Below are 20,749 nucleotides of genomic sequence, written 5' to 3'. Positions count from 1 at the left end.
GTAAAGCATAATTACATATCCATTATCAGGGGCTATGGGTCAAAGTGAATATCCTTCAAATTACTTATATTGCTAGGTAAGAATACATGCTGCTGGCTTTTTATCGGCATTTAAAAGAACAGAGCTATTACTTCAAGGTGATCCTCAATAGGGGATACGAGCTGGATATTATGGAACTGTTCTCAGATATCGTTCAAGAGGCGATGGGGCAAGTCGTGGATGTGCAGCAAGCCATTGACGGAGTTCCTGCGGAAATCCACTGGCGCTACAGTATTGCTGCCCATTTCTCGGTCGCAAGCGGGTGGCTGCAGAATGATTTTCCCTATACGCCGGAATTTATGGCCGAGGCTGTGCTTAAGCTGACTAAAGAGGGCAAGCATTATGCAATCCTATAAAATTTTAATACTCACTTGACAGGTAGGGATAATTGGTTTAATCTTATTGCAAGCCTGATAGATCGTTATTCATTATCTAATCATTCATTATTTCAGGATTAAACTAAATCATTAGCCGATTGGTCCACCAAAGGCTCCTGTGTTCAATACCGAGTAAATTTCGGTAAAGAACAGGGAGCCTTTCTGTATTTGAGGAATGTAAAGGCCATTTTGGATTTTTCGAACGGCTTGGTGGATTGGAACGGAAAGGAGCGTCATGGTTCACAAAGATTGGGCACGAATGGAGGAAGCGGATTGGCATTTCCGCAGGCTGGTCAGGCGATTTGTGAAAGAGCGGGACAAAATTGCGATCGAAGGCGTGTCGCTTCCCGGAATGCTTATCCTGAACGCCATTTTGCGGGATGGGGAACAAAGGCTCGGAGATTTGGCGGAACAGCTGGATTTTACGTCCGGCGCCGTCACGGCGATTTGCGACAAGCTGGAAAAGCAGGGTTACGCCATTCGGAGGCGCAGCGAGGCGGATCGTAGATCCGTGGCTCTGCACATTACCGAAGAGGGAAGGAGGATGGTTGAACGCAACTGGGCTGCAGGTACATATATGATCGATACCATCTTCGGTACATTTACGCCAGATGAGCTCGAAACGCAGATATTATTTTTCAGGAAGCTGCACGATCGGCTGGAAGGGTTCGCAGAAGGAGTATTGCGTCAGACGAAGTCCTTGGACGACGGTACAGCGGCGGGAACCAGCGAACAGAATACTGAATTACAGCGGACGAACCGGTTTATTTCCTACTAAAATTTATACGTGTGCATGAAAGGAGACAACAATATGGGACATCCCACGATTTATCCGACCGGAACAACGGTATATTTGCCGGAAAAAGCATGGAGCGGCTATACGATTTACCAGGCTGCCGATACTGGAGCACTGCTCATTGATATGAACGGAAGAGAGGTTCATTTATGGAAAGGGCTGCGGGGCTTTCCGAATAAAGTGTTTCCGGGCGGTTACGTCTTGGGCAGCACATCGGAACGCGATCCGCGATACGGCTTCCAGGATGAGAAGAATCTGGTCCAGGTGGATTGGGACGGCAATATCGTGTGGAAATTCGACCGCTATGCCTGGATCGAGGACCCAGGGCACCCGGCGCAGTGGATGGCGCGCCAGCATCATGATTATCAGCGGGAAGGAAACCCGGTCGGCTATTATGCGCCTGGGCTGGAGCCGAAAATCAACTCCGGAAACACAATTATCCTGGCGCACAAAAACGTGCACCGCCCCGAAATCTCCGATACCGAGCTGCTTGACGATACGATCATCGAGGTGGACTGGGAGGGGAACGTCATCTGGGAATGGGCGGTCAGCGACCACTTCCATGAGCTGGGCTTCGATGACGATGCCAAGGCGGCGCTGTTCCGCGACCCGAACACCCGGGCATTCGGCACCCACGCCGGGGACTGGATGCACATCAACTCCGTATCGGTGCTGGGTCCCAACAAGCACTACGATGCCGGCGATGAGCGCTTCCATCCGGATAATCTGATCTGGGATGCCCGCGAAACGAATATTATCGCAATCATCGACAAGCGATCAGGCAAGATTGTATGGAAGCTCGGCCCGGATTACGGTACGAAGGAAACGGAAGATCTCGGCTGGATTATCGGCCAGCATCATGCTCATCTGATCCCTAAAGGCCTGCCGGGAGAGGGCAATCTCCTCGTGTTCGACAACGGTGGCTGGGGCGGCTATGGCAGGCCGAATCCCGAAGCTCCAGACGGGCTGAAGGTAGCGCGCCGCGACCATTCCCGCATTTTGGAGATCCATCCGCTCACGCTGGAGATCGTATGGCAGTATACACCGACCGAAGCAGGATATCAGGCGCCGCTAGATTCGTACCGATTCTACAGTCCGTATATTAGCTCCGCGCAGCGGCTGCCGAACGGAAATACGCTAATTACCGAAGGGGCGGATGGCCGGATTTTTGAGGTGACACGTGAGCATGAGCTGGTATGGGAATACATTTCCCCTTATAAAAACATACGCAATTCAAACTTGGTTTACCGGGCATACCGAGTGCCTTATGATTGGGTACCACAGCTAGAGAAGCCTGTAGAAACCGCAATTGTTCCGATTGACGTGGCTGACTTCCGTCTGCCCGGCGCCGCACCGAGAGGTGCCGTAACCACGGTTGAAGTCGAAGGTACCGTTTCTTATGGTGAGGGAGCTTTCTGCGTGGCTACGACGGACGAAGCGGACAGGAAGGAAGGGACTCGCGATGAATAAACGCAGCATTCGGCATTTAAGCCTAACCATCATAACGATCCTGCTTGCGGGCACGCTGCTTAGCGCTTGCCAAACGGCTTCAGGTTCGGATAAAGACAGTAAGCTTAAGCTGAGAATAGCTGACATTTCTACAAATACTGTGTTTCGCGTCGCGAAGAATAAAGGATTTTTTGAGAAACACGGCATAGACGCCGAGCTGGTGAACTTCGCCACTCCCGCCGAAGGGGTTAACTCCCTGTTCATCAAACAGGTTGACATCGCCTTCGGCGCGGATTTCCCGCTGCTGAACGCCGTCAGTAAAGGAGACTATTCGATCTTCGCTTCTTCCGGAACGGCGACCGATTTGAGCGCCAGCGAGTGGAAATTGTTTGCCCGCAAAGAGATTGCCAGCGCGGCGGATTTGAAAGGCAAGAAGCTGAGCTTTTCGCGCGGTACGTTCATCCCTTATCTGTGGGATGTGTATTTGCAGCAGCACGATGTTCAGCTATCCGATGTGACGCTTGTGGGTCAAGGCGGTTTTGACGAAGCTTATGTGGCCTTAAAAAAAGGAGAGATCGACGCGGCTTGGGTTTACGGAGCCGTACTCAACGAGAAATTTACAGCGCTCGAAGAAACCCATGAGCTGGCGGACATGTCGCAAACCCCGGTACGGCTTGGCACGGGGCTTATCGCTTCCAATGAGCTGATCCAAGCGTACGGGGACAGTCTCGTAGGATTTCTGAAGGCGCTGGACGAAGCCTCCGCCTATGCCCAGGCTCATCCAGACGAGGCGGCAGATATCATGTATGCCGAAGTGAAGCAGCCTAAGGAGGCCACCTTGAAGGATCTTCCGAAGAACCCCTGGCAAATCGGTTTCACCCAGCAAGCATTCGAGGGATTGGTTGGCCAAAAGAAATACATGGTGGAGAACGGGATCATAGAACGGGATTTTGACTTGAACGATAAATTGAATCTGGAACTGGTGCGTATAGCATTCCCGGATCGCGTCATTGCATTGGAATAAGAGAGGGGAGACGTCCATGAGTTTATTGCCGAAGCCAAATGAAATTCATATTGAACGGTTGAACAAGAGCTATGCGCCTCAGACTGCCGGGGAAATTCATTACATCATTCAGGACGTGAATCTGGTGGTCAAAGGAGGCGAGTTCTTTGTCCTGCTCGGGCCAAGCGGTTGTGGAAAATCGACCCTCCTTAGCTTGATCGCGGGCTTTGTGTCAAAAACCTCCGGCCAGGTCAAGGTCGGTGAGAAGGAAGTGGAACGGCCCGGACAGGATCGGGCGGTCGTCTTCCAGCAGGCGGATTCCTCCCTGTTCCCTTGGCTGACGGTCAGGGAGAATGTGGAGTTCGGCCTGCGGATGAAACGGATTCCAGCTGTTCGCCGGAAGGAAGTATCTGACCGCTTCATTTCGCTCGTAGGGCTCAAGGGACATGAGAACAAGTTCCCGCGGGAGCTGTCCGGCGGCATGAAACAGCGAGTTCAGCTGGCGAGAGTGCTCTCGAACGATCCGGCCATTCTGCTGATGGATGAACCGTTTGGCGCGCTGGATGCGATGACCCGACGTACGATGCAGAGAGAGCTGGTGAACATTTGGCGAGATACCGACAAAACCGTAATTTTTGTGACGCATGATATTCAGGAGGCGTTATTGCTCGGCGGGCGCATTGGCATTATGTCGGCTGGGCCCTCTTCCAAAATTACACATATTTATGATGTGCCCCTCGGCTATCCCCGGGATTTGACTGCTATGGAATTTCACCATCTTTATAAACAAATTCAATCGCATTTTGACGAATAAATGCAGGAAGCGGGGGACAGCAACATGAACGGAAAGTTAAAGAAAGCTTGGCCGCAGCTTTGGTTTTGGATCGTGATCCTTGGCCTATGGCAATTACTATCGCTAGTCTACGGCCCGGAAATTGTTCCGGGCCCATTATATACAGCAAAAGGCGGCTACGAGCTGCTTGTAGACGGGACGCTGCTGCAGTACATCGGAATCAGTGCGTACCGCGTACTGCTAGGCTGGACGCTAGGCAGCCTGATTGCCGTGCCGGTGGGCATCCTCATTGGGAAAGTGAATGCGATCCGGGTATTTGCAGAGCCTTTTCTCAACTTCATCCGGTTCATTCCGCCCATTGCCTTTATTACCTTATTTCTAGTCTGGTTCGGCATTGGGGAAACGTCGAAGGTCATGCTGATCATGTACGCTACGTTCTTTATCGTCATTCTCAATACGCTGACCGGAGTCTTGTCCGTTGAAGAGGATAAAATCCGCTCCGCACGCAGCATGGGCGCCTCGGAATGGCAAATCGTCCTTCATGTGATCATTCCGGCCACGGTCCCATACATCTTTACGGGCGTCCGCCTGGCGATGGGTACGTCGTTTATGGCGATTATCGGGGCCGAAATGATCGCATCCAACGAGGGAGTAGGGTATTTAATCTGGAATTCGCGGCTGTTTTTCCGTACCGATTGGATTTTTGTCGGGCTCATATGCTTGGGATTGATGGGTTTTCTCACGGATCGTGCAGTTGCACTGCTCGGCCGGAAATTGCTGTCTCGGTACGGTGTGGTTAGTACGAATTCGCTGAGACGATAGAAGCAAATGGAGATCGATACGCTAAAAGGCCCCAATGAAAATTCGGAGCCTTTTAGTATTGGTTTACATAATAAATATTATGTCTCGTCGTTTTTGAAGGTCAGAACAAACGCTTTAGTATACCCTGGGTAATTTGTATCCAGCTCAATAATACCCCCGTTTAGTTTCACGAGTTTTTCCACAATTGCCAATCCTAGTCCCGTTCCGTCTTTTGAACGTGATTCGTCCCCCATGATGAAAGGTTTGAATAAATTCTCCTTCATTTGAGCGGATATCGGAGTGCCATCATCAGCTTCAAATTTTACTAATAAACTTGTGCGCCTTGTATCCTAACACTGGTTCATCATCTGCAAATAAATCATCATCTCCGCTATGCCTTGATACTGAAATATCAGCTGTTGATTCAGTTTTCTCATGGCGAGCTCGAATGATTTTTCTACGCTCGCTAAATTTTTCGTGTCCAGGTCATCCAGCAATTGCTTTATGTTTTCTATGAAATATACGGTTTTTCTCAAGCTGCTGATGACGATAATTTTTCTTAATTCACGGGGGGTAAACACCCGGTATCCATTATGCAGGTTTCTTATCGATCGAATCAATCCTTCCTTTTCCCAATGACGAATGGCCGAAGGATTGACCCCGGCAATTTCCGCGACTTCTCCGATCGTCATCGCATCTGTTATTTTATAATTTCGGTATTTCGAAAAATCGGCGTGTTTGATCATGGTAAGGATCGATTCCACTCTCTGCTTCTCCACTTGTATGTCATGCAACTGCTGATTGATAGACCAGAGCGCTTCTTCTGCATGGCCTTGCTTCATTTTTCTCATTGAATTGTAAACAACGGGAATCTCATACCCTTTCAGTAGGGTACGAATGGTGATAAAGGCTTGCCTATGAATAGGCGTATAACATCTCCGGTTGCTGGCCGTTCTCGGGACATCAGGAATCAAACCTTGTTCTTCATACCTTCGCAAAGTGGTCGTACTGACATTCAACTGCTTGGCTATTTGTTTGGGCGTATAAGCGTTATACATATTGAATTTCTCCAATCCTTGAAGTTGAACCTTAAAGTGCAGCAACAATATTAAATAGAAAAAATGCTCGTAAATCAAGCTTCGAGGTGAGATAAACCGAAAGATTGCTTCATTGTTGTATGATGGCCTTATAAGCATGTTAGGAGTGATTGGATTGATTAAAATAGTCAGACTGGAGAATGGCTCGGAAATTGAAGCAGGGCTCGTTGGAGATCCACAGGGCAAAACGATCATGCTGCCTGTAGCCAAGAAGACGGTTACCGGTGAAGAGGCGGAAAATTTGAAATTATGGGGAGTAGACCCGGAACTAGGACAGCGTTTGGTTCATGGACTTGCAGATCGGTTTCAGGTTCTATATTTCGATTATGAAGGTCATTTGTTCTCGAATCCAAACGCCGAAGGGTTGACGGCCGAACAAGTCGTTAAAGATTTACTGCATATCGCTGATGAAATGAAGGTTCAACGCTTTAGCTACTATGGTTATTCATGGTTAGCGCTTGCAGGATTACAGCTGGCTTTGCATACGGATCGACTGGATAGTTTGGTGATGGGGGGATTTCCGCCATACGAAGGCCCGTATAAGGAAATGCGGATTGTAACCCAAAAAACCTATGAGCTGGCGCTGCCCAATCAACAGGAATCCATGTATCCATCTAGTGAATCTTGGAATCCAGAAGAAGTGGATTGGGATAACGTCCCCGTAACTATTGATCCCTTGGTTACAAAGCAATTTGTGATCTTGTACCAAAGTTTAATCGGATTTGACGACAGAAGCATTCATGATTGGCTGCCGATTCCGAAACTCGTTTTTGCCGGGGAACAAGATACGATCGTGTATAGCGAAAAATTCGGGAGCGTCAAGGTCGATATCATTGGTTTGCCGGAAAAGAATAAGCAGCAGTTAATAAATATGGGATGGGACGTTGAAATCCTGAAGGGGAGAGACATGGATCATACAAAAGCCATGCAGCCAGCCGCAGTTTTGCCTCTGATAAAGCCTTGGTTTATTGCAAAACTACTAGGCGAAAATCGGAAGGAAGAAAGTAATAAACATAAGCGGTATAACGATAAGATGATTATTAATACGGACGGTAAGAAAAAAGGGGTGGAGCAGGGATAACCCCCGATCCACCCCTGTAGTCTATATCCTTATGGCTCAATCCCCCAGACAAGCTGACCGCCGATATACCCGGTAACCTGTTCATGGTCTGCGAACTGACTGCTGGAGGCCTTGAACGAGTAATCGTTGGCCTGGTTATAATTGGACCAGTCAGCTTTGGAGAATCGCGCTTGAATTTCTGCGCTTTGGCCCGGATTAAGCGTTCCAGCCGAACTCGTAAAGCCTATTTCCAAATAATAATCGGCTCCGGTAACCGGATTCGCCAGTTTCACGAAATTGCTGGTTACATTTGCACTCCCGATACTGGCCCAGTCGCACCAGAAGTTTTGTGCTTTTTCCCCATCAATTGTATAGTAATAACGGAGTTTTACATCACTAAGCTGAAACGCCGTATTCCCGGTGTTGACTATTTTGAATTTGGGCGAAATTCCGTTGGTAGAGGCGCTTGTGCTGCCGTTAAAGGCTTGGATCGCCAAGCCTCCTGCGGGTATGGGAACACCGCTGTCCACTACATTTACAGTAAGAACTGCGTTTTTTCCTCCGCTGAAATGAAAGGTTATCGCATTTGGGCCCAGCGGCAGCGTGGAAAGATAGGATCTACTCAGCACGGCAGCAGCACTTGACGCTGTATAATCCAGGCCTGACTGAAGAGTATAATTTCCATGCTTTATACTTGCAAGCTGGTGACCGTTTAAGGTGAGGGATACGGAAATATCTTGCTGTAGATTCGCCGCCTTATCAAATGTTATATTCACGGGAGAAATTGCAGCACTTGGTGTTGGAGCGTCAACTTTTAAATTGGGCAGTTCATCCAATGTGATGACATAATCACTTTGATAAAGTGTTGTCAGGGTCTCCGGATAATTAAAGGCAGAACTCATCAGATGCTCGCCATACCAAGGGCAGAAGTAGAGCCATCCCGCTTTTTCCTCGATCAGATTCTGCAGGCTTGGGACGGTGTCGTTCTCCGTCATGGCCACCATTTTCGTGCCGCCGGTTAAATCAACAAGCTGATAGAAAATCGAGGTAATCGCATCCTCATTGGGCACGCCGGATAGACCGTCATGACGGTTGTAGATCGTATTATATTTATCATAGCCGACGATATCCACCTGATCGTCACCGGGATACCATGCGGGAGAAGTGGGATACACGTAGCTGTTGTAGGTCCAGATCAGGTTATGCAAGCCGTACGTCTCGGTCAGTTCGGTATAGAGCAGATCCCACAGCTGCTTGTACACCTCGGCGCCTGCCGAAGCCCACCAGAACCATGCGCCTTCTCCGTTCAACCCGCCGTTGCCCTCAGCCTCATGATAGGGACGGAAAATAACCGGCACATGGTTATCCTGCAGAATCTGCAGCTGTTCTGCTAAATCCTCAATGGTCATCATCACGTATTGATATTCTTTCGTACCAGGAATAACCGCATTAGCTGTATTAAAATTGGTTTCTGTCGGCTTGTAGGTAGCGTCCTTCCAATCCACAAACTCCCCGAGCTGGTAGGTGGTAAAATTTCGGGGCACATTGATATGCCAGCTGGCTGTCGCGATTCCGCCGCGGTTGTTTACCCAATCGATAACCCGATCGGTCGTTCCGTCCTCCCAGCCGTACAACGGGTTATAGTTCATAAAATCAAAGCCGCGGATGGCTGGATACTTTCCGGTTAAGTTGTAGATCCAATCAAACTCCAACTCATAATTGCCGTCATTTCCGCCTCCATAAATCTCCTGCTGGCCGGAAATAATGTGATTACCGTAAACCTCCGTTAAATAATTCATCAAAAGCTGCGTTTCCGGTGTAGCCTCAGGATCAGTGAGGACAGGCTGCACATCCAGAGGGTCAAGATCGGCATAATCCACAGTGAAGGTATCGAAATAAGCGAAGCCCCAACCAGCCTTCAGCTGGATCGTGTTGGTTCCCTGGCTCAACTTATGAAAGCCGAAATCGAAATTCGACCACGTGGTCGTGTAGGGCAGCATATACGAACCCTTGGTAACGCCGTTAACCGTTAAATATTGAAGCCTGCCGTCAGGACTCAGCTCCTGCATATAGCGGGTGGAGATCGCATACATGCCAGTTTCCGGGACAGTCACTGTAAAGGTCATTGTGCCGGAATTCTGCATCCAGACAAATCCACTCCCAGAGAAACCGGGTTTCGGTTGTCCGTAAATTTCCGTCACGACTTGAAGATCGGAGGTGAGCTGAGCGTTTTCGCTTTCAATCGTGAAAAGTGGGGTGTCCGCATGAACGGGCACTGTCATCAAGCCAAGAAGAAGAGTAAATGCCAGCAGCATTGCGCTTGCCTTTTTGAGCCAATTTGTCATGATCAGGCTTCCTTTCCATGTAAGATATGAAAACTATTATACAATCTATCAACTTATGGATACGCTTTCATAGTATCATATATACCAATATATGTAAATCCGTCCATTTGAAGATGAAAGCAAAACAACCCAGATTGCCTATACGCAGTCGGGGTTGTTTTAATCATTCAACTATGATTTGTGTGCTGGAGAGTTTGTATAAAAATTTGCTCAATATGATTATCGTCTAAGGAATAATATACGATTTTACCGACCTTACGGCGTTTTACAATCCTCATATTTCGTAAATACCTTAACTGATGAGAGACAGCAGATTGTCCCATTCCTAAGAGTACCGTCAAATCATGAACGCACAGCTCTCTTTTTAATAATGCACTAATTAATTTAACTCGGGTTGGATCACTAAAAGCTTTGAACCAGTCGGCAAATTGAACAGCTGCCTGATCGTCAATCAGCTCTGCCTTAATTGTGTTTAAATCGGTATCCGATCCAAGGCAAGTTGTGTCACATTCCTCAGCAGAATTTAGAGACTGTGTCATTAAAATCACCTTTCTGTTAGCATCTTTTCCATTATTATAACAAAAAAAAGGACTTAAACGAAATGATTACTATTAACAGCTGTGATATAATCCGAATAAAAAAGAGGAGATTGGGTAGTGCTTCCACTTGCCCTGACCTTGCCAGGGGAGATGGCTACAATTGCAGCGTCTGTCATAGTAACCCAATCCGTTATTGAATTAATCGGGGAGCTAGTATATATCAAATTTGTGCCTAATTTAATTTACCGAGATCTAAAAGTCGCATGATTGCGGCTTTTTTTGTTTTAACGATATATGATCTTGTCAAAGTCTTGGATAACAGCCGCGGGATTAGGGTAAATAAAGCAGTATGTTGACAGCAGTGAGAAGTGAGGAATATACTTTATATGAATAGTTGTTCATGTATAGCTTTTTAATGATGAGGTGAGATAAATATATGGAAACAGGTACTTCTGCCGTTAAGCGAAAGCTGGTGCTGGAGGGTCTGGACTGCGCAAACTGTGCTATGAAGATCGAGAACGGTGTCCAGAAGATTGACGGGGTTTCCGCTTGTTCGGTGAATTTTGCAAACAAAACGTTGACCATGGAGCTGGTGTCAGACCGTTCAGATGACATTCTTGAGCAGACGAAGAAAAAAATTCGTACACTTGAGCCGGGTATCAAAGTACTGGAATACGGAACGGCGGGAAGCCCAAGAGGGGGATCCTTCAAACATAGTCACGCTCACAGCCATGATCACGGTGCCGAAGCGGAGGATGATGGGCATGGACATTCTCATGACCACGGGGCGCAAAGCATCAAAATCATGGTCGCCCGGCTGACCACAGGTCTTGCCATCGGCGTGTTGGCGTTTGCGTTACCGCTGAGCTGGGAGCTTGAACTGATTCTGTTTATTGCGTCCTATCTCATTGTAGGTGGAGATATTGTATTCAAGGCGCTGAAGAACATCGTAAGAGGTCAAGTGTTCGACGAATACTTCCTCATGTCAATTGCGACTGTCGGCGCTTTTGTGATCGGGGAGTATCCTGAAGGTGTAGCTGTTATGCTCTTTTATCAGGTTGGGGAGCTGTTCCAAAGCATTGCCGTCAACCGGTCGCGGAAATCCATTAGCGCATTGATGGATATCAGACCGGATTTTGCCAATTTGAAAACAGGCAACGAGATCAAACGTGTGAGTCCGGAAGAAGTGCGAATCGGCGATTTGATCGTCGTACGGCCAGGTGAAAAGGTACCTCTTGACGGTAAAATTATCGAAGGAAATTCGGCAATGGATACCTCGGCATTAACTGGCGAATCCGTGCCACGCCAAGTGGCCGCGGGCGATAACGTGCTGAGCGGATTCATTAACAAAAACGGGGCGCTGACGATCGAGGTCTCAAAGGTATTCGGGGAATCTACCGTTGCCAAAATTTTGGATCTAGTGGAGAACGCAAGCAGTAAAAAGGCACCGACGGAAAATTTCATTACGAAGTTTGCACGTTACTACACGCCGTTTGTCGTCATTGTCGCTGCATTGCTGGCCGTTGTGCCTCCGCTGCTCTTCAGCGGTGCGACCTTCTCGGATTGGGTGTACCGGGCTTTGGTGTTCCTCGTCATTTCCTGCCCTTGCGCCCTAGTGGTTTCGATCCCGCTCGGCTTCTTTGGGGGCATAGGGGCTTCGTCCAAGAACGGCATCCTGGTTAAGGGCAGCAATTACCTGGAAGCGTTGAATGACGTCAAATACGTCGTTTTTGATAAAACGGGAACGCTGACCAAAGGTGAATTTAAGGTAAACGGCATATATCCGCAAAACGGATGGACCGAACAAGCACTGCTGCGCCAAGCCGCTTTTGCCGAAATGCACTCTACCCATCCAATTGCCGAGTCGATCAGAGAAGCTTACGGACAGGAATTGAATGAAGAGCTGCTTTCGGGTTACAACGAAATATCAGGACACGGCATTCAGGTTGTGCTTGAGGGCAAGGAAGTGCTGGCCGGGAACGCGAAGCTGATGAAACGGGAAAATGTTGATTTTGCCGCGCCATCCGAGCTGGGTACCATCGTGCATATTGCGATCGACAAACAGTATGCCGGATATTTGGTCATTGCCGACGAGGTGAAAGAGGATTCGGCACGGGCGATCCGTTCGCTGAAAAAACTCGGTGTGAAGAAGATTGTCATGTTGACGGGCGACATCAAGACAGTGGGTGAAGCGGTCGGTAAAAAGTTGGGGGTGGACGAGGTTCACTCCGAATTGCTGCCGCAGCATAAAGTCGAAGAGCTAGAGAAGATCGACCGTCAAAAATCGAGCAAAGAAAAGATCGCATTCGTCGGCGACGGCATTAACGACACGCCGGTTCTAGCCAGAGCAGACGTCGGCGTGGCCATGGGCGGACTTGGGTCCGATGCAGCCATTGAAGCTGCTGATATCGTCATTATGACCGACGAGCCTTCCAAGCTGGCTTCCGCCATCCATATTGCGAAGAGAACCCGGCGCATCGTATGGCAGAACATCCTTTTCGCGCTGCTCGTCAAAGCGGTCTTCCTGCTCTTGGGTGCGTTCGGCATTGCGACGATGTGGGAGGCAGTGTTCTCGGATGTGGGCGTTACTCTTCTCGCTGTGTTGAACGCTATGCGCGTATTAAAGATCAAACCTAATTTGGCTTAAAAGGATTGGGGATATGAACAATCGCTGGAATAAATTGATCTATCGGGCGGGGGCTCCGTTTTACGATGTTTTATTTAATGCAGGCTCATTCGCCCGGGCCAGAAAAAAGGTTTTTGCTGATGGATGCGCAGGATCTGCGATTCGCTGACCAGGCCTTCGACCTGGTGATTGCGAGCACAGCCCAGCCATGTTGGGATATGTATCGCAAAATCGTGCTTGAACGAAAATGAAAATGTGTTCTTTCTTTATAGCCAAAATTGTGCCTTTTTAATGAAGGGCCGCAGTTTTGGCTATTTTTACGCCTTAATGATCGAATCATATCTTCCACCTTTAAACCAGACTTCCAAAAAAGTAATCTCTCGCTTTAATCTACAATACTTATGTACTAAAATATGAGTATATATTATATTAATTTTTAGTTAATTAGCCAATCTTAAGCAAATACCATCTCGGCGGTGCTAAGCGTCTTCGAACCAAATTACAAGTTTTAAGGAGGGATTCATTTGGGAAAACAATTTCCGGCCATGCTTCCAGAGCACATGGCCTTTATCCGAAAACAGCATCTATTCTTTGTCGGAACGGCACCTATGTCACGGGATGGGCATGTCAATCTGTCTCCGAAGGGATATGACAGTTTTAGGATTTTGTCCGAGTCTAAGGCAGCGTATTTGGATTTAACCGGCAGCGGCAATGAGACCAGCGCCCATCTCGAAGAGAACGGTCGTATCACGATCATGTTCTGCGCATTTCAGGGGCCTCCGAACATCTTACGCCTGTACGGAAATGGAACAGTAATTCTCCCAGAGGACAGCAAATGGGAGGAGTTATACGAATTATTCGATCCGTTGCCTGGAGTCCGGCAGATCATTACGGTCGACATACATAAAGTCCAGACATCCTGCGGTTATTCTGTGCCGTTCATGTCGTACGAGAAGGAGCGGGACACACTCCGGCGCTGGGCGGAGCAAAAAGGCGAAGAGGGCCTGCAAAGTTACTGGCGTGAAAAAAATATGAGCAGCTTAGACCAATTGCCGACGTCTCTAGGCAAACGCCTAGGGACAAAGTAATCACGGCACAAATTACGGTACAAATTCAAAAAGATGAGGAAATCACCCATGAGAAAATGGCTTGTATGCACGTTAGCTATTATGTTGAGCGTAGCTGCGTTCACTCCCGCTATCTACGCTTCTGGAGTCCGAGTATCCGTGGATGGGCGTAACGTTCAATTCCTGGATGAGCACCCCTATGTCGATCAGAGGTCCAACCTTACAATGGTTCCACTTGCTTTTATATCCGACAAGCTCGGAGCTGCTACGGAATGGGACGGCGAATTAAAACAAATCACGATCTCGCTTAACCGTGACACTGTTATCTTGGTAATTGGCGACCACCATGCACTGGTGAACGGAAAAAGAGTAGACTTTGAAGGGGCCGCAGTGCTTAAGAACGGCCGCACAATGGTTCCGCTGCGTTTTATAAGCGAAGCCCTGCATGCAAATGTAGAGTGGCAGCCCACGCACAAGCTGGTGAGCATTATGAGCTCCGTGGGCAATGTTCCGAAAGGAACATGGATATGGGACACTCACATCATCAAGCAGGATCAAGAGAAAATGATAAGCTTCGCAAAAATGAAAGGTGTCACATCCATTTACCTTCAGGTGAATAGAGATATTGATTCAACGATATATGAGGATTTTATACGAAAAGCCAAACGCGAAGGAATTTTAGTGGAAGCACTTGAAGGGCGCCCCGAATGGGTCTATAAGTCCGGGCAGGAGGATATTCGAAAATTCATCGAATGGGTTAAAACCTACAATTCTTCTGTTGACCCGGAAGCAAGCTTTACGGGACTGCATTTCGATATTGAACCTTATGCGCTTGACGAATGGACAAAGGTCAACAAGGTGATTCTTGAGAGCTGGATGGACAATTTGAGACTGATCGAAAAAGAAACCAAAGGCAGCGGCTTGAAAATTACCATGGACGTTCCGTATTGGCTAAGTACGGTTCATGTCCCCGGAACGAATTACAGCATGAGCGCATGGCTGCTGGAAAAGTTCGATTGTCTCGTCATCATGAATTATCGGAATCATGCGTTAGGCGATAATGGAATTGTGGAAAATGCACAGGACATGCTGAGAGAAGCCTCTACGCTCAAGAAGAAAATTGTTATTGCAGTTGAAACAGTTAAAAGCAAAGAAGGGCCGAGGGTCTCATTTTATTCCATGAGCAATGAAGTGATGGAAAAGGAGCTTCAGTCCGCCCATAATAAATTGGCGCGTTACGCGAGCTATGCCGGCTTTGCCATTCACGATTTCAAAGGCTGGCAGGATATGAAATAAGAAACCGAGGAGCATAATAAATGGTGTGCAAACTGATAACAATTTGCACACCATTTTCGGATAGACGAACAATATGATCTGCCAGTCTGATAGCTAAAGCAACGTAGATAGAACAGGGCCGATAATTACGTAAAATAATAATTTGACGAATAATTATAAATAAACTATATTGGAATTATGGATAAACAAATGAAAATGCACTATATGCAACGAATTGATGAAAAACTGTCAGATTTACCTTGGTATGTTACAGAATTTATCGATAGTAAAAAACGCAAATTATCACCAACGACTCTTCTTAATTATTGCCATGACTACATTATATTTTTTGATTGGCTGATTGCTGAGAATTTAACCTCATCAAGTCGAAAAGAAATAAACTTAGAAACACTGGAGTTATTAACCGTTCGTGAAGTGGAAAATTATTTGTCATTCCTGGATTATCAACTTGGAAACAAGAAACTCACAATAAATCGCAAATTGTCCTCGCTCAAATCTTTGTTTGATTACCTTCAGAATAAAGCTGAAACAAGCGATCTGAAGCCTTATCTTCAACGAAATGTGATGGCCAAAGTAGACTTAAATGCCGTCAAAGAAAGCCAAGAAACCATTGCAAACCGTATTGAAGGAAAAATCCTTAGAGAAGATGATTTTGAATCATTCAGGCAGTTTGTAGCTTATGATTTCGGTGAAATACATAAAGATAATAAGCGGATCTTTACGTTTCATCAATTCAATCGTGAGCGTGACACAGCGATCGTTTCGCTGATACTGGGTTCAGGACTTAGATTGTCTGAGGTTGCAGGCATTAATTTGGATGATTTAGATATGAATAAAGCTTTAGTACGAGTGGTTCGTAAAGGTGATAAAGAACAATATGTTTACTTTAGTAAGCAGGCTTTATCAGATATAGAAAATTATCTGCAGATCAGGGAAGCAAGATATTTACCAGATAAACACGAAAACTATTTATTTATTGCAGCTCCTGTAGGTCGTAAAGGAAGAAGCCGGCGTTTGACACAACGCTCAATTGAAAAACTGGTTGAAAAATATGCAACGGCCTTTGGGAAACCCTCTCTAACAGTACATTCGCTTAGACACTCATTTGCAACGCGATATCATTTAGAAAATAACGATGTCCCAAGATTGAAGAATCAATTAGGGCATTCATCTATTCAAACAACAATGATATACACACACTTAACAGATGAAGAGATGCGTAATGCTGTAAATAATATGGACCGATAACCCGCGTCATTACGCGGTTTTTCTTATACATATTCACAAAATCCGTATTTTGTACATATGTTATAATGTTTCTATTAGACTCTATATAGCTTGAATTTTTTTATGTATGTGATCGAAATAATAATCATCATTATTTTTAAATTCTATGGCAAAAGGTTCTACTACATTTTTTGATTTTTGATAATAGACTAGCCTATCAGAGCCCCTTTGCCCTAAAAATCGATATCATACGAACCTGTAACACTTATGCCAGTAATCCAACCGCCTATGCATATGGGCATATTTCAGGAAAGCTCTCCCCTTTGCATTTATACAAACCTTTAAATCGGCTGCTTACTACTATTGAAACATAATCTTTTCATATTTCTCCAAATAATCAATTGGAATAGCAAGACCTACAGTGATAGATTGGTCCCCCTGTGATGTAATTGTTGTGGCATACACAACTGCAATAACATTCCCCTTATTGTTAATAACAGGGCTGCCGCTGTTTCCGTTATGAATTGGCGCCTGTATCATGAGCATGGGAAGCTGGCGACTCTCTGATGGGGTTAATCCTAGCACAGTGCCTTCAGTGGCGATTCGGTAGAATGCTAGCGGATTTCCAATGACATGAATAGGATCGCCCTCTTGATACGCTATCTCTGTTTCCAATTGCAGTGTAGGTAGGTCGTTCGCATTGTCTCTAATTTTAAGTATGGAGATATCGATCTCGCTGTCACTTACGATAACATCTGCCGGATATGTTTTTCCATTTAAAAATTGGATCATGCCAGCCTTGTCGTCATCCAGGACATGTTGATTCGTAATAATGAGTCCGTTTGGAGCGATATTAAACCCTGTACCTTTCCGACCGCCGGTACTAACATTGACAACGGCTTGCTTATATTGCTGGATCTGTTCATCTTGTGATAACTGTGCATCCTTTTTCAAAAACCGTAGTGTCAGTAGATTATAAATCTGTGGTATAAAAGCGATTAGATTACCGAGTAGCAGAATGGCCAGCATAACAATAATTGTTTTTTTGATCCATGTTCTTTTGGGTCGATAATTCAACTCATCCTCTTCAATGTCATCCTCCGGGTTCCAAAATTCTTCTTCCCATTCAAACGGGACATCGGTATCACTTATTGGATCGACGGATGTTTTGGGATTATTCAGCTCATCGTTACGGATGGAAAACACCTCCCTGCTAATGAGAAATAGAACAAAAACAATGATTCAACATGATTATACCAAACGTTGACAGACTGTGATCGGAAACAAAAGGATATACGTAATGCTATTCTGAGTTTATTCAAGGTAGCTGTCCCGGCTTTACCATAAGCAGTGAGAAAGACAGGTTGCCAAAACTACTCATTCATGAGATAATTTTAGTTTTGCTAATAAGAATATGATAGTGTCGGAGGCGTAAGCGTGGAGCGGTATCCTTTCTCCTATGATCCGTCAGAACCGTTCGTCAAGCAGGTCGGCGATTGGGTTGCGGATATTTTTTATGATGTGTTACCTGAACATGGATTTGATGTCCGTGATGAACAAATATTTATGGCTTACCAATTGGAAAGAGCTTATGCCAGTAAGAAAACTATTTTTGCAGAAGCTGGGGTAGGCACGGGAAAAACACTCGTATATCTGCTTTATGCAGTTAACTATGCCAGATATACACGTAAGCCTGCAGTAATTGCCTGTGCAGATGAGTCGCTCATTGAGCAACTTGTGAAACAGGAAGGAGATATAGCTAAGCTTGCCCGTTATTTGGATTTACAGATTGATGCGCGGCTCGGTAAATCCCCTGATCAATATCTATGTCTCAAAAAAATAGACGGCGCTCGTCTTCAGGATGAAGATGCGGCGGTTATTGAAGACCTGTATGAAAATCTTCCTGATTTTGTTCATTCCCCTGGAACGATGCAATCTTTTTACCCTTACGGCGATCGTAAGGAATACCCACATCTGAATGATGAACAGTGGAATAAGATCAATTGGGATTCATTTCAGGACTGTTTTGTATGTGACAAAAGAAATCGTTGCGGCATGACCCTATCTCGGGACCATTATCGAAAATCTACAGACCTTATTATCTGTTCCCATAATTACTACATGGAGCATGTGTGGACCTATGAGGGAAGAAAAAGAGAAGGTCAGCTTCCCCTCCTCCCGGAACATAGTTCAGTCGTCTTTGACGAAGGACATTTACTCGAATCGGCAGCACAACATGCCCTCAGTTATAAACTGAAGCATAGTGCATATGAAGAGATTATTACTCGTCTTCTAGATGGAGAGATCAGGGAAACGCTAGCCGAACGAATTGAAGATTCCATTGATCAGAGTCAGCTTGTGTTTTCTCTGGTAGCGGAGCAAAGTACAGCGATACCCGGTTCAGATCGTAAACGAATCCGAATGGATGAGAAGCTTCTAAAGGAACTGAATCGCTGGAAAAGTACAATTGAAGCTATTGATGAAGAATTGGTCTTTGAGAGTGGCCTGTATACGCTTGATGAATATAAGCTTCGTATCGTTGAAGAGCATCTGGAGATGATCCAAACTGCGCTTCATCTGTTCCGTGAGCCTGAAACCTACATTTGCTGGGCGGAAGAAAATGAGGATGGTACTGCAACACTCGCCATCATGCCGCAAACGGTCAAGGAAGTGCTGGAGGAACGGGTATTCGGACTTCAGATGCCGATTGTATTCTCTTCAGCAACCTTATCGGTAGATGGATCTTTTGATTACGTAGCGGGAAGTCTCGGAATCAGCGAATTTTTATCTTTTTCTGTGGACTCTCCGTACGATTACGAGAAGCAGATGAAGCTATCAGCACCGAGTCAACTTCTGCAAGATGGAGAGATTCAGAGAGAGGCTGCTGCGTCGAAGAAGCTGGCCCTGGCGGCCAAGCTGATCAAACGTACCGAAGGACGAGCTCTGTTGTTATTCAGAACAATGAATGAGCTGCGCGAGTTTAAGCAAGCCGCTTCGCACCATCCATATTTCGAATCCTATACCATGCTGTATGAAGGTGACCGTGAGATTAGCAGCCTCATAGCTGAGTTCCAAAATACAGAGGAAAGCGTGCTCTGTGCAGCAAACCTATGGGAGGGTCTGGATGTACCGGGACCTTCATTATCCAACGTTATTATTTGGTCACTGCCTTATCCGCCGGAAGATCCTGTATTTATGGCTAAACGGGAAGCCGCTGATTCAGCATATGAAGAAGTAGACCTGCCATATATGCTGCTTCGCTTACGGCAAGGATTAGGTAGACTCATTCGCTCATCGACGGATCAAGGGAGTGCAGCCATCTTGGATGCAGAAGTTTTGCTCAATCAGCATGTCAAAGATAGAGTGGTAGCAGTATTGCCGGCTGGAGCTATACTTGAATTAGAATCGTTGTAGGTAGAAATCATATTCCAATTTTTTAGTTAAAACACGCCTCTTCTGTACGGATTTCTGACCCACTTTACAGAAGAGGTTTTCTACAGTACTTTTCAAATCGGACGACCTCAGTTTCTTGGCTCCCCCCTCCCATTTTCTTCGACCTCTGTGACTCTTCGGTAATATGTCGTCCTCTACATGAAGAAGATCTACTTCAACGGGTCCCGGATTCTCGACCCGCTTCATATGCCAAAATAGCGCCTGCGATTGGAAAAAGCCGTGGAGTGATTCCCTCGCAGCTCTTTCGTCAAACCAGTTTGTATCCGCCTTATTGTTGACTAGCACTTATTCGATTAATCCCCCCATTGCTTCATTATCGTTCGGAATTAATTCATACAAGGCACGAACATCACAACCGATGGAATCGGCGATCGATATCGCAATTTTGAGTGGCATCACTCTTTTGTTTTCAATAAAGTCGTAAACTCGTTCCGGTTTAAAAAGCAAGTCTTTTGCTAGCCATTCCGCTGACTTTCCGGATTCCATCAACCGTTCATTCAGTAAGCAACGCCCTAGTTCATATTTCAAGAAGCGATAACCTCCCGCATAAGATAATACTTAACCTTAAGCGTTGTCCATTGCCAGCATGAATATACTTCATAAGGGGCCCCATAACGATGAGATTCCCCATGGGTCTGCCCAATTTGTTGGACGAGTTCCATCGCCGTGCTATCGCTGAATCGGCGTTCGAATACTCTTTTCCACCGGTGTTGTGTTGGTTTTGAAAAAGAAAAAGCCACCCGATTGAGTGACTTAGATTAGATCATTATCCCTTATTTAT

Annotated in this window: 19 protein-coding genes; 13 read left to right on the top strand and 6 right to left on the bottom strand. The window is 46.2% G+C overall.

Translation table 11 applies throughout. The annotated features are described in order from the left end of the window. Positions 1–86 precede the first annotated feature (86 nt). The 6 genes from QNH46_RS12645 to QNH46_RS12620 all read left to right on the top strand — a co-directional run bounded on the left by QNH46_RS12645 (position 87) and on the right by QNH46_RS12620 (position 5,279). Positions 87–395, top strand: coding sequence for a TetR-like C-terminal domain-containing protein (locus QNH46_RS12645; protein ID WP_283924635.1), 309 nt, complete (start codon positions 87–89; stop codon positions 393–395). 256 nt (positions 396–651) lie between these two features. After that, entirely contained in the window at positions 652–1,194 is a 543-nt protein-coding gene (locus tag QNH46_RS12640; RefSeq protein ID WP_283924634.1) for a MarR family winged helix-turn-helix transcriptional regulator, read from the top strand. Positions 1,195–1,227: 33 nt separating this feature from the next. Continuing rightward, positions 1,228–2,682 (top strand): aryl-sulfate sulfotransferase, encoded by a 1,455-nt coding sequence (locus tag QNH46_RS12635; RefSeq protein WP_283924633.1) that lies wholly within the window; start codon positions 1,228–1,230, stop codon positions 2,680–2,682. Continuing rightward, positions 2,675–3,685: an ABC transporter substrate-binding protein gene (locus tag QNH46_RS12630; RefSeq protein ID WP_283924631.1), complete on the top strand. Its 1,011-nt coding sequence runs from the start codon at positions 2,675–2,677 to the stop codon at positions 3,683–3,685. Before QNH46_RS12635 ends, QNH46_RS12630 begins: the two co-directional genes overlap by 8 nt. Positions 3,686–3,701: 16 nt before the next feature. Then, positions 3,702–4,478 carry an ABC transporter ATP-binding protein gene (locus QNH46_RS12625; RefSeq protein WP_283924630.1) on the top strand — a complete coding sequence of 259 codons (777 nt, stop codon included), beginning with the start codon at positions 3,702–3,704 and terminating at the stop codon, positions 4,476–4,478. Between the two features lie 24 nt (positions 4,479–4,502). Continuing rightward, positions 4,503–5,279, top strand: coding sequence for an ABC transporter permease (locus tag QNH46_RS12620; protein WP_283924629.1), 777 nt, complete (start codon positions 4,503–4,505; stop codon positions 5,277–5,279). Between the two features lie 77 nt (positions 5,280–5,356). Here the strand turns inward: QNH46_RS12620 and QNH46_RS12615 are convergent, their stop codons facing one another. Next, on the bottom strand, positions 5,357–5,542 hold the full coding sequence (locus QNH46_RS12615; RefSeq protein ID WP_283924627.1) for a sensor histidine kinase: 186 nt from the start codon (positions 5,540–5,542) through the stop codon (positions 5,357–5,359). 66 nt (positions 5,543–5,608) lie between these two features. Next, entirely contained in the window at positions 5,609–6,316 is a 708-nt protein-coding gene (locus tag QNH46_RS12610) for a MerR family DNA-binding transcriptional regulator (RefSeq protein ID WP_283924626.1), read from the bottom strand. 154 nt (positions 6,317–6,470) lie between these two features. On the opposite strand from QNH46_RS12610, the gene QNH46_RS12605 reads away from it, so the two are divergent. After that, a complete protein-coding gene (locus QNH46_RS12605; protein WP_283928426.1) occupies positions 6,471–7,436 on the top strand; it encodes an alpha/beta fold hydrolase in 966 nt (321 codons plus the stop codon). Between the two features lie 29 nt (positions 7,437–7,465). Here QNH46_RS12605 and QNH46_RS12600 read toward each other — a convergent pair whose 3' ends face one another. Together QNH46_RS12600 and QNH46_RS12595 are read right to left on the bottom strand one after the other, a co-directional pair. Next, positions 7,466–9,760: a glycosyl hydrolase gene (locus tag QNH46_RS12600; protein WP_283924625.1), complete on the bottom strand. Its 2,295-nt coding sequence runs from the start codon at positions 9,758–9,760 to the stop codon at positions 7,466–7,468. A gap of 167 nt (positions 9,761–9,927) precedes the next feature. Then, positions 9,928–10,299 (bottom strand): ArsR/SmtB family transcription factor, encoded by a 372-nt coding sequence (locus tag QNH46_RS12595; protein ID WP_283924624.1) that lies wholly within the window; start codon positions 10,297–10,299, stop codon positions 9,928–9,930. A 436-nt stretch (positions 10,300–10,735) separates the two neighbouring features. On the opposite strand from QNH46_RS12595, the gene QNH46_RS12585 reads away from it, so the two are divergent. The 5 genes from QNH46_RS12585 to xerS all read left to right on the top strand — a co-directional run bounded on the left by QNH46_RS12585 (position 10,736) and on the right by xerS (position 16,536). Further along, on the top strand, positions 10,736–12,946 hold the full coding sequence (locus tag QNH46_RS12585) for a heavy metal translocating P-type ATPase (protein WP_283924623.1): 2,211 nt from the start codon (positions 10,736–10,738) through the stop codon (positions 12,944–12,946). A gap of 65 nt (positions 12,947–13,011) precedes the next feature. Then, positions 13,012–13,176, top strand: coding sequence for a class I SAM-dependent methyltransferase (locus tag QNH46_RS12580; protein WP_283924622.1), 165 nt, complete (start codon positions 13,012–13,014; stop codon positions 13,174–13,176). 273 nt (positions 13,177–13,449) lie between these two features. Next, positions 13,450–14,013, top strand: a complete 564-nt coding sequence (locus QNH46_RS12575; RefSeq protein ID WP_283924621.1) for a pyridoxamine 5'-phosphate oxidase family protein — start codon at positions 13,450–13,452, stop codon at positions 14,011–14,013. Between the two features lie 48 nt (positions 14,014–14,061). Next, positions 14,062–15,288, top strand: coding sequence for a copper amine oxidase N-terminal domain-containing protein (locus tag QNH46_RS12570; protein WP_283924620.1), 1,227 nt, complete (start codon positions 14,062–14,064; stop codon positions 15,286–15,288). A gap of 177 nt (positions 15,289–15,465) precedes the next feature. Then, a complete protein-coding gene (gene xerS, locus QNH46_RS12565; protein ID WP_283924619.1) occupies positions 15,466–16,536 on the top strand; it encodes a tyrosine recombinase XerS in 1,071 nt (356 codons plus the stop codon). 339 nt (positions 16,537–16,875) lie between these two features. Here the strand turns inward: xerS and QNH46_RS12560 are convergent, their stop codons facing one another. Continuing rightward, positions 16,876–17,721, bottom strand: coding sequence for a S1C family serine protease (locus QNH46_RS12560; protein WP_283924618.1), 846 nt, complete (start codon positions 17,719–17,721; stop codon positions 16,876–16,878). 231 nt (positions 17,722–17,952) lie between these two features. On the opposite strand from QNH46_RS12560, the gene QNH46_RS12555 reads away from it, so the two are divergent. After that, on the top strand, positions 17,953–19,929 hold the full coding sequence (locus QNH46_RS12555) for an ATP-dependent DNA helicase (RefSeq protein ID WP_283924617.1): 1,977 nt from the start codon (positions 17,953–17,955) through the stop codon (positions 19,927–19,929). A gap of 324 nt (positions 19,930–20,253) precedes the next feature. Here QNH46_RS12555 and QNH46_RS12550 read toward each other — a convergent pair whose 3' ends face one another. Then, positions 20,254–20,496: an XRE family transcriptional regulator gene (locus QNH46_RS12550; RefSeq protein WP_283924616.1), complete on the bottom strand. Its 243-nt coding sequence runs from the start codon at positions 20,494–20,496 to the stop codon at positions 20,254–20,256. Between the last annotated feature and the right edge of the window lie 253 nt (positions 20,497–20,749).

Origin of the sequence: Paenibacillus woosongensis (assembly GCF_030122845.1) — a bacterium.
In the GTDB taxonomy this organism is placed as follows: domain Bacteria; phylum Bacillota; class Bacilli; order Paenibacillales; family Paenibacillaceae; genus Fontibacillus; species Fontibacillus woosongensis_A.
This window is presented reverse-complemented; position numbering and strand designations above follow the sequence as displayed.

Coding starts and splice junctions, on each gene's coding strand:
- QNH46_RS12645 (WP_283924635.1), top strand. CDS start 87: ATGCTGCTGGCTTTTTATCGGCATTTAAAAGAACAGAGCTATTACTTC.
- QNH46_RS12640 (WP_283924634.1), top strand. CDS start 652: ATGGTTCACAAAGATTGGGCACGAATGGAGGAAGCGGATTGGCATTTC.
- QNH46_RS12635 (WP_283924633.1), top strand. CDS start 1,228: ATGGGACATCCCACGATTTATCCGACCGGAACAACGGTATATTTGCCG.
- QNH46_RS12630 (WP_283924631.1), top strand. CDS start 2,675: ATGAATAAACGCAGCATTCGGCATTTAAGCCTAACCATCATAACGATC.
- QNH46_RS12625 (WP_283924630.1), top strand. CDS start 3,702: ATGAGTTTATTGCCGAAGCCAAATGAAATTCATATTGAACGGTTGAAC.
- QNH46_RS12620 (WP_283924629.1), top strand. CDS start 4,503: ATGAACGGAAAGTTAAAGAAAGCTTGGCCGCAGCTTTGGTTTTGGATC.
- QNH46_RS12615 (WP_283924627.1), bottom strand. CDS start 5,542: ATGAAGGAGAATTTATTCAAACCTTTCATCATGGGGGACGAATCACGT.
- QNH46_RS12610 (WP_283924626.1), bottom strand. CDS start 6,316: ATGTATAACGCTTATACGCCCAAACAAATAGCCAAGCAGTTGAATGTC.
- QNH46_RS12600 (WP_283924625.1), bottom strand. CDS start 9,760: ATGACAAATTGGCTCAAAAAGGCAAGCGCAATGCTGCTGGCATTTACT.
- QNH46_RS12595 (WP_283924624.1), bottom strand. CDS start 10,299: ATGACACAGTCTCTAAATTCTGCTGAGGAATGTGACACAACTTGCCTT.
- QNH46_RS12585 (WP_283924623.1), top strand. CDS start 10,736: ATGGAAACAGGTACTTCTGCCGTTAAGCGAAAGCTGGTGCTGGAGGGT.
- QNH46_RS12580 (WP_283924622.1), top strand. CDS start 13,012: ATGTTTTATTTAATGCAGGCTCATTCGCCCGGGCCAGAAAAAAGGTTT.
- QNH46_RS12570 (WP_283924620.1), top strand. CDS start 14,062: ATGAGAAAATGGCTTGTATGCACGTTAGCTATTATGTTGAGCGTAGCT.
- xerS (WP_283924619.1), top strand. CDS start 15,466: ATGGATAAACAAATGAAAATGCACTATATGCAACGAATTGATGAAAAA.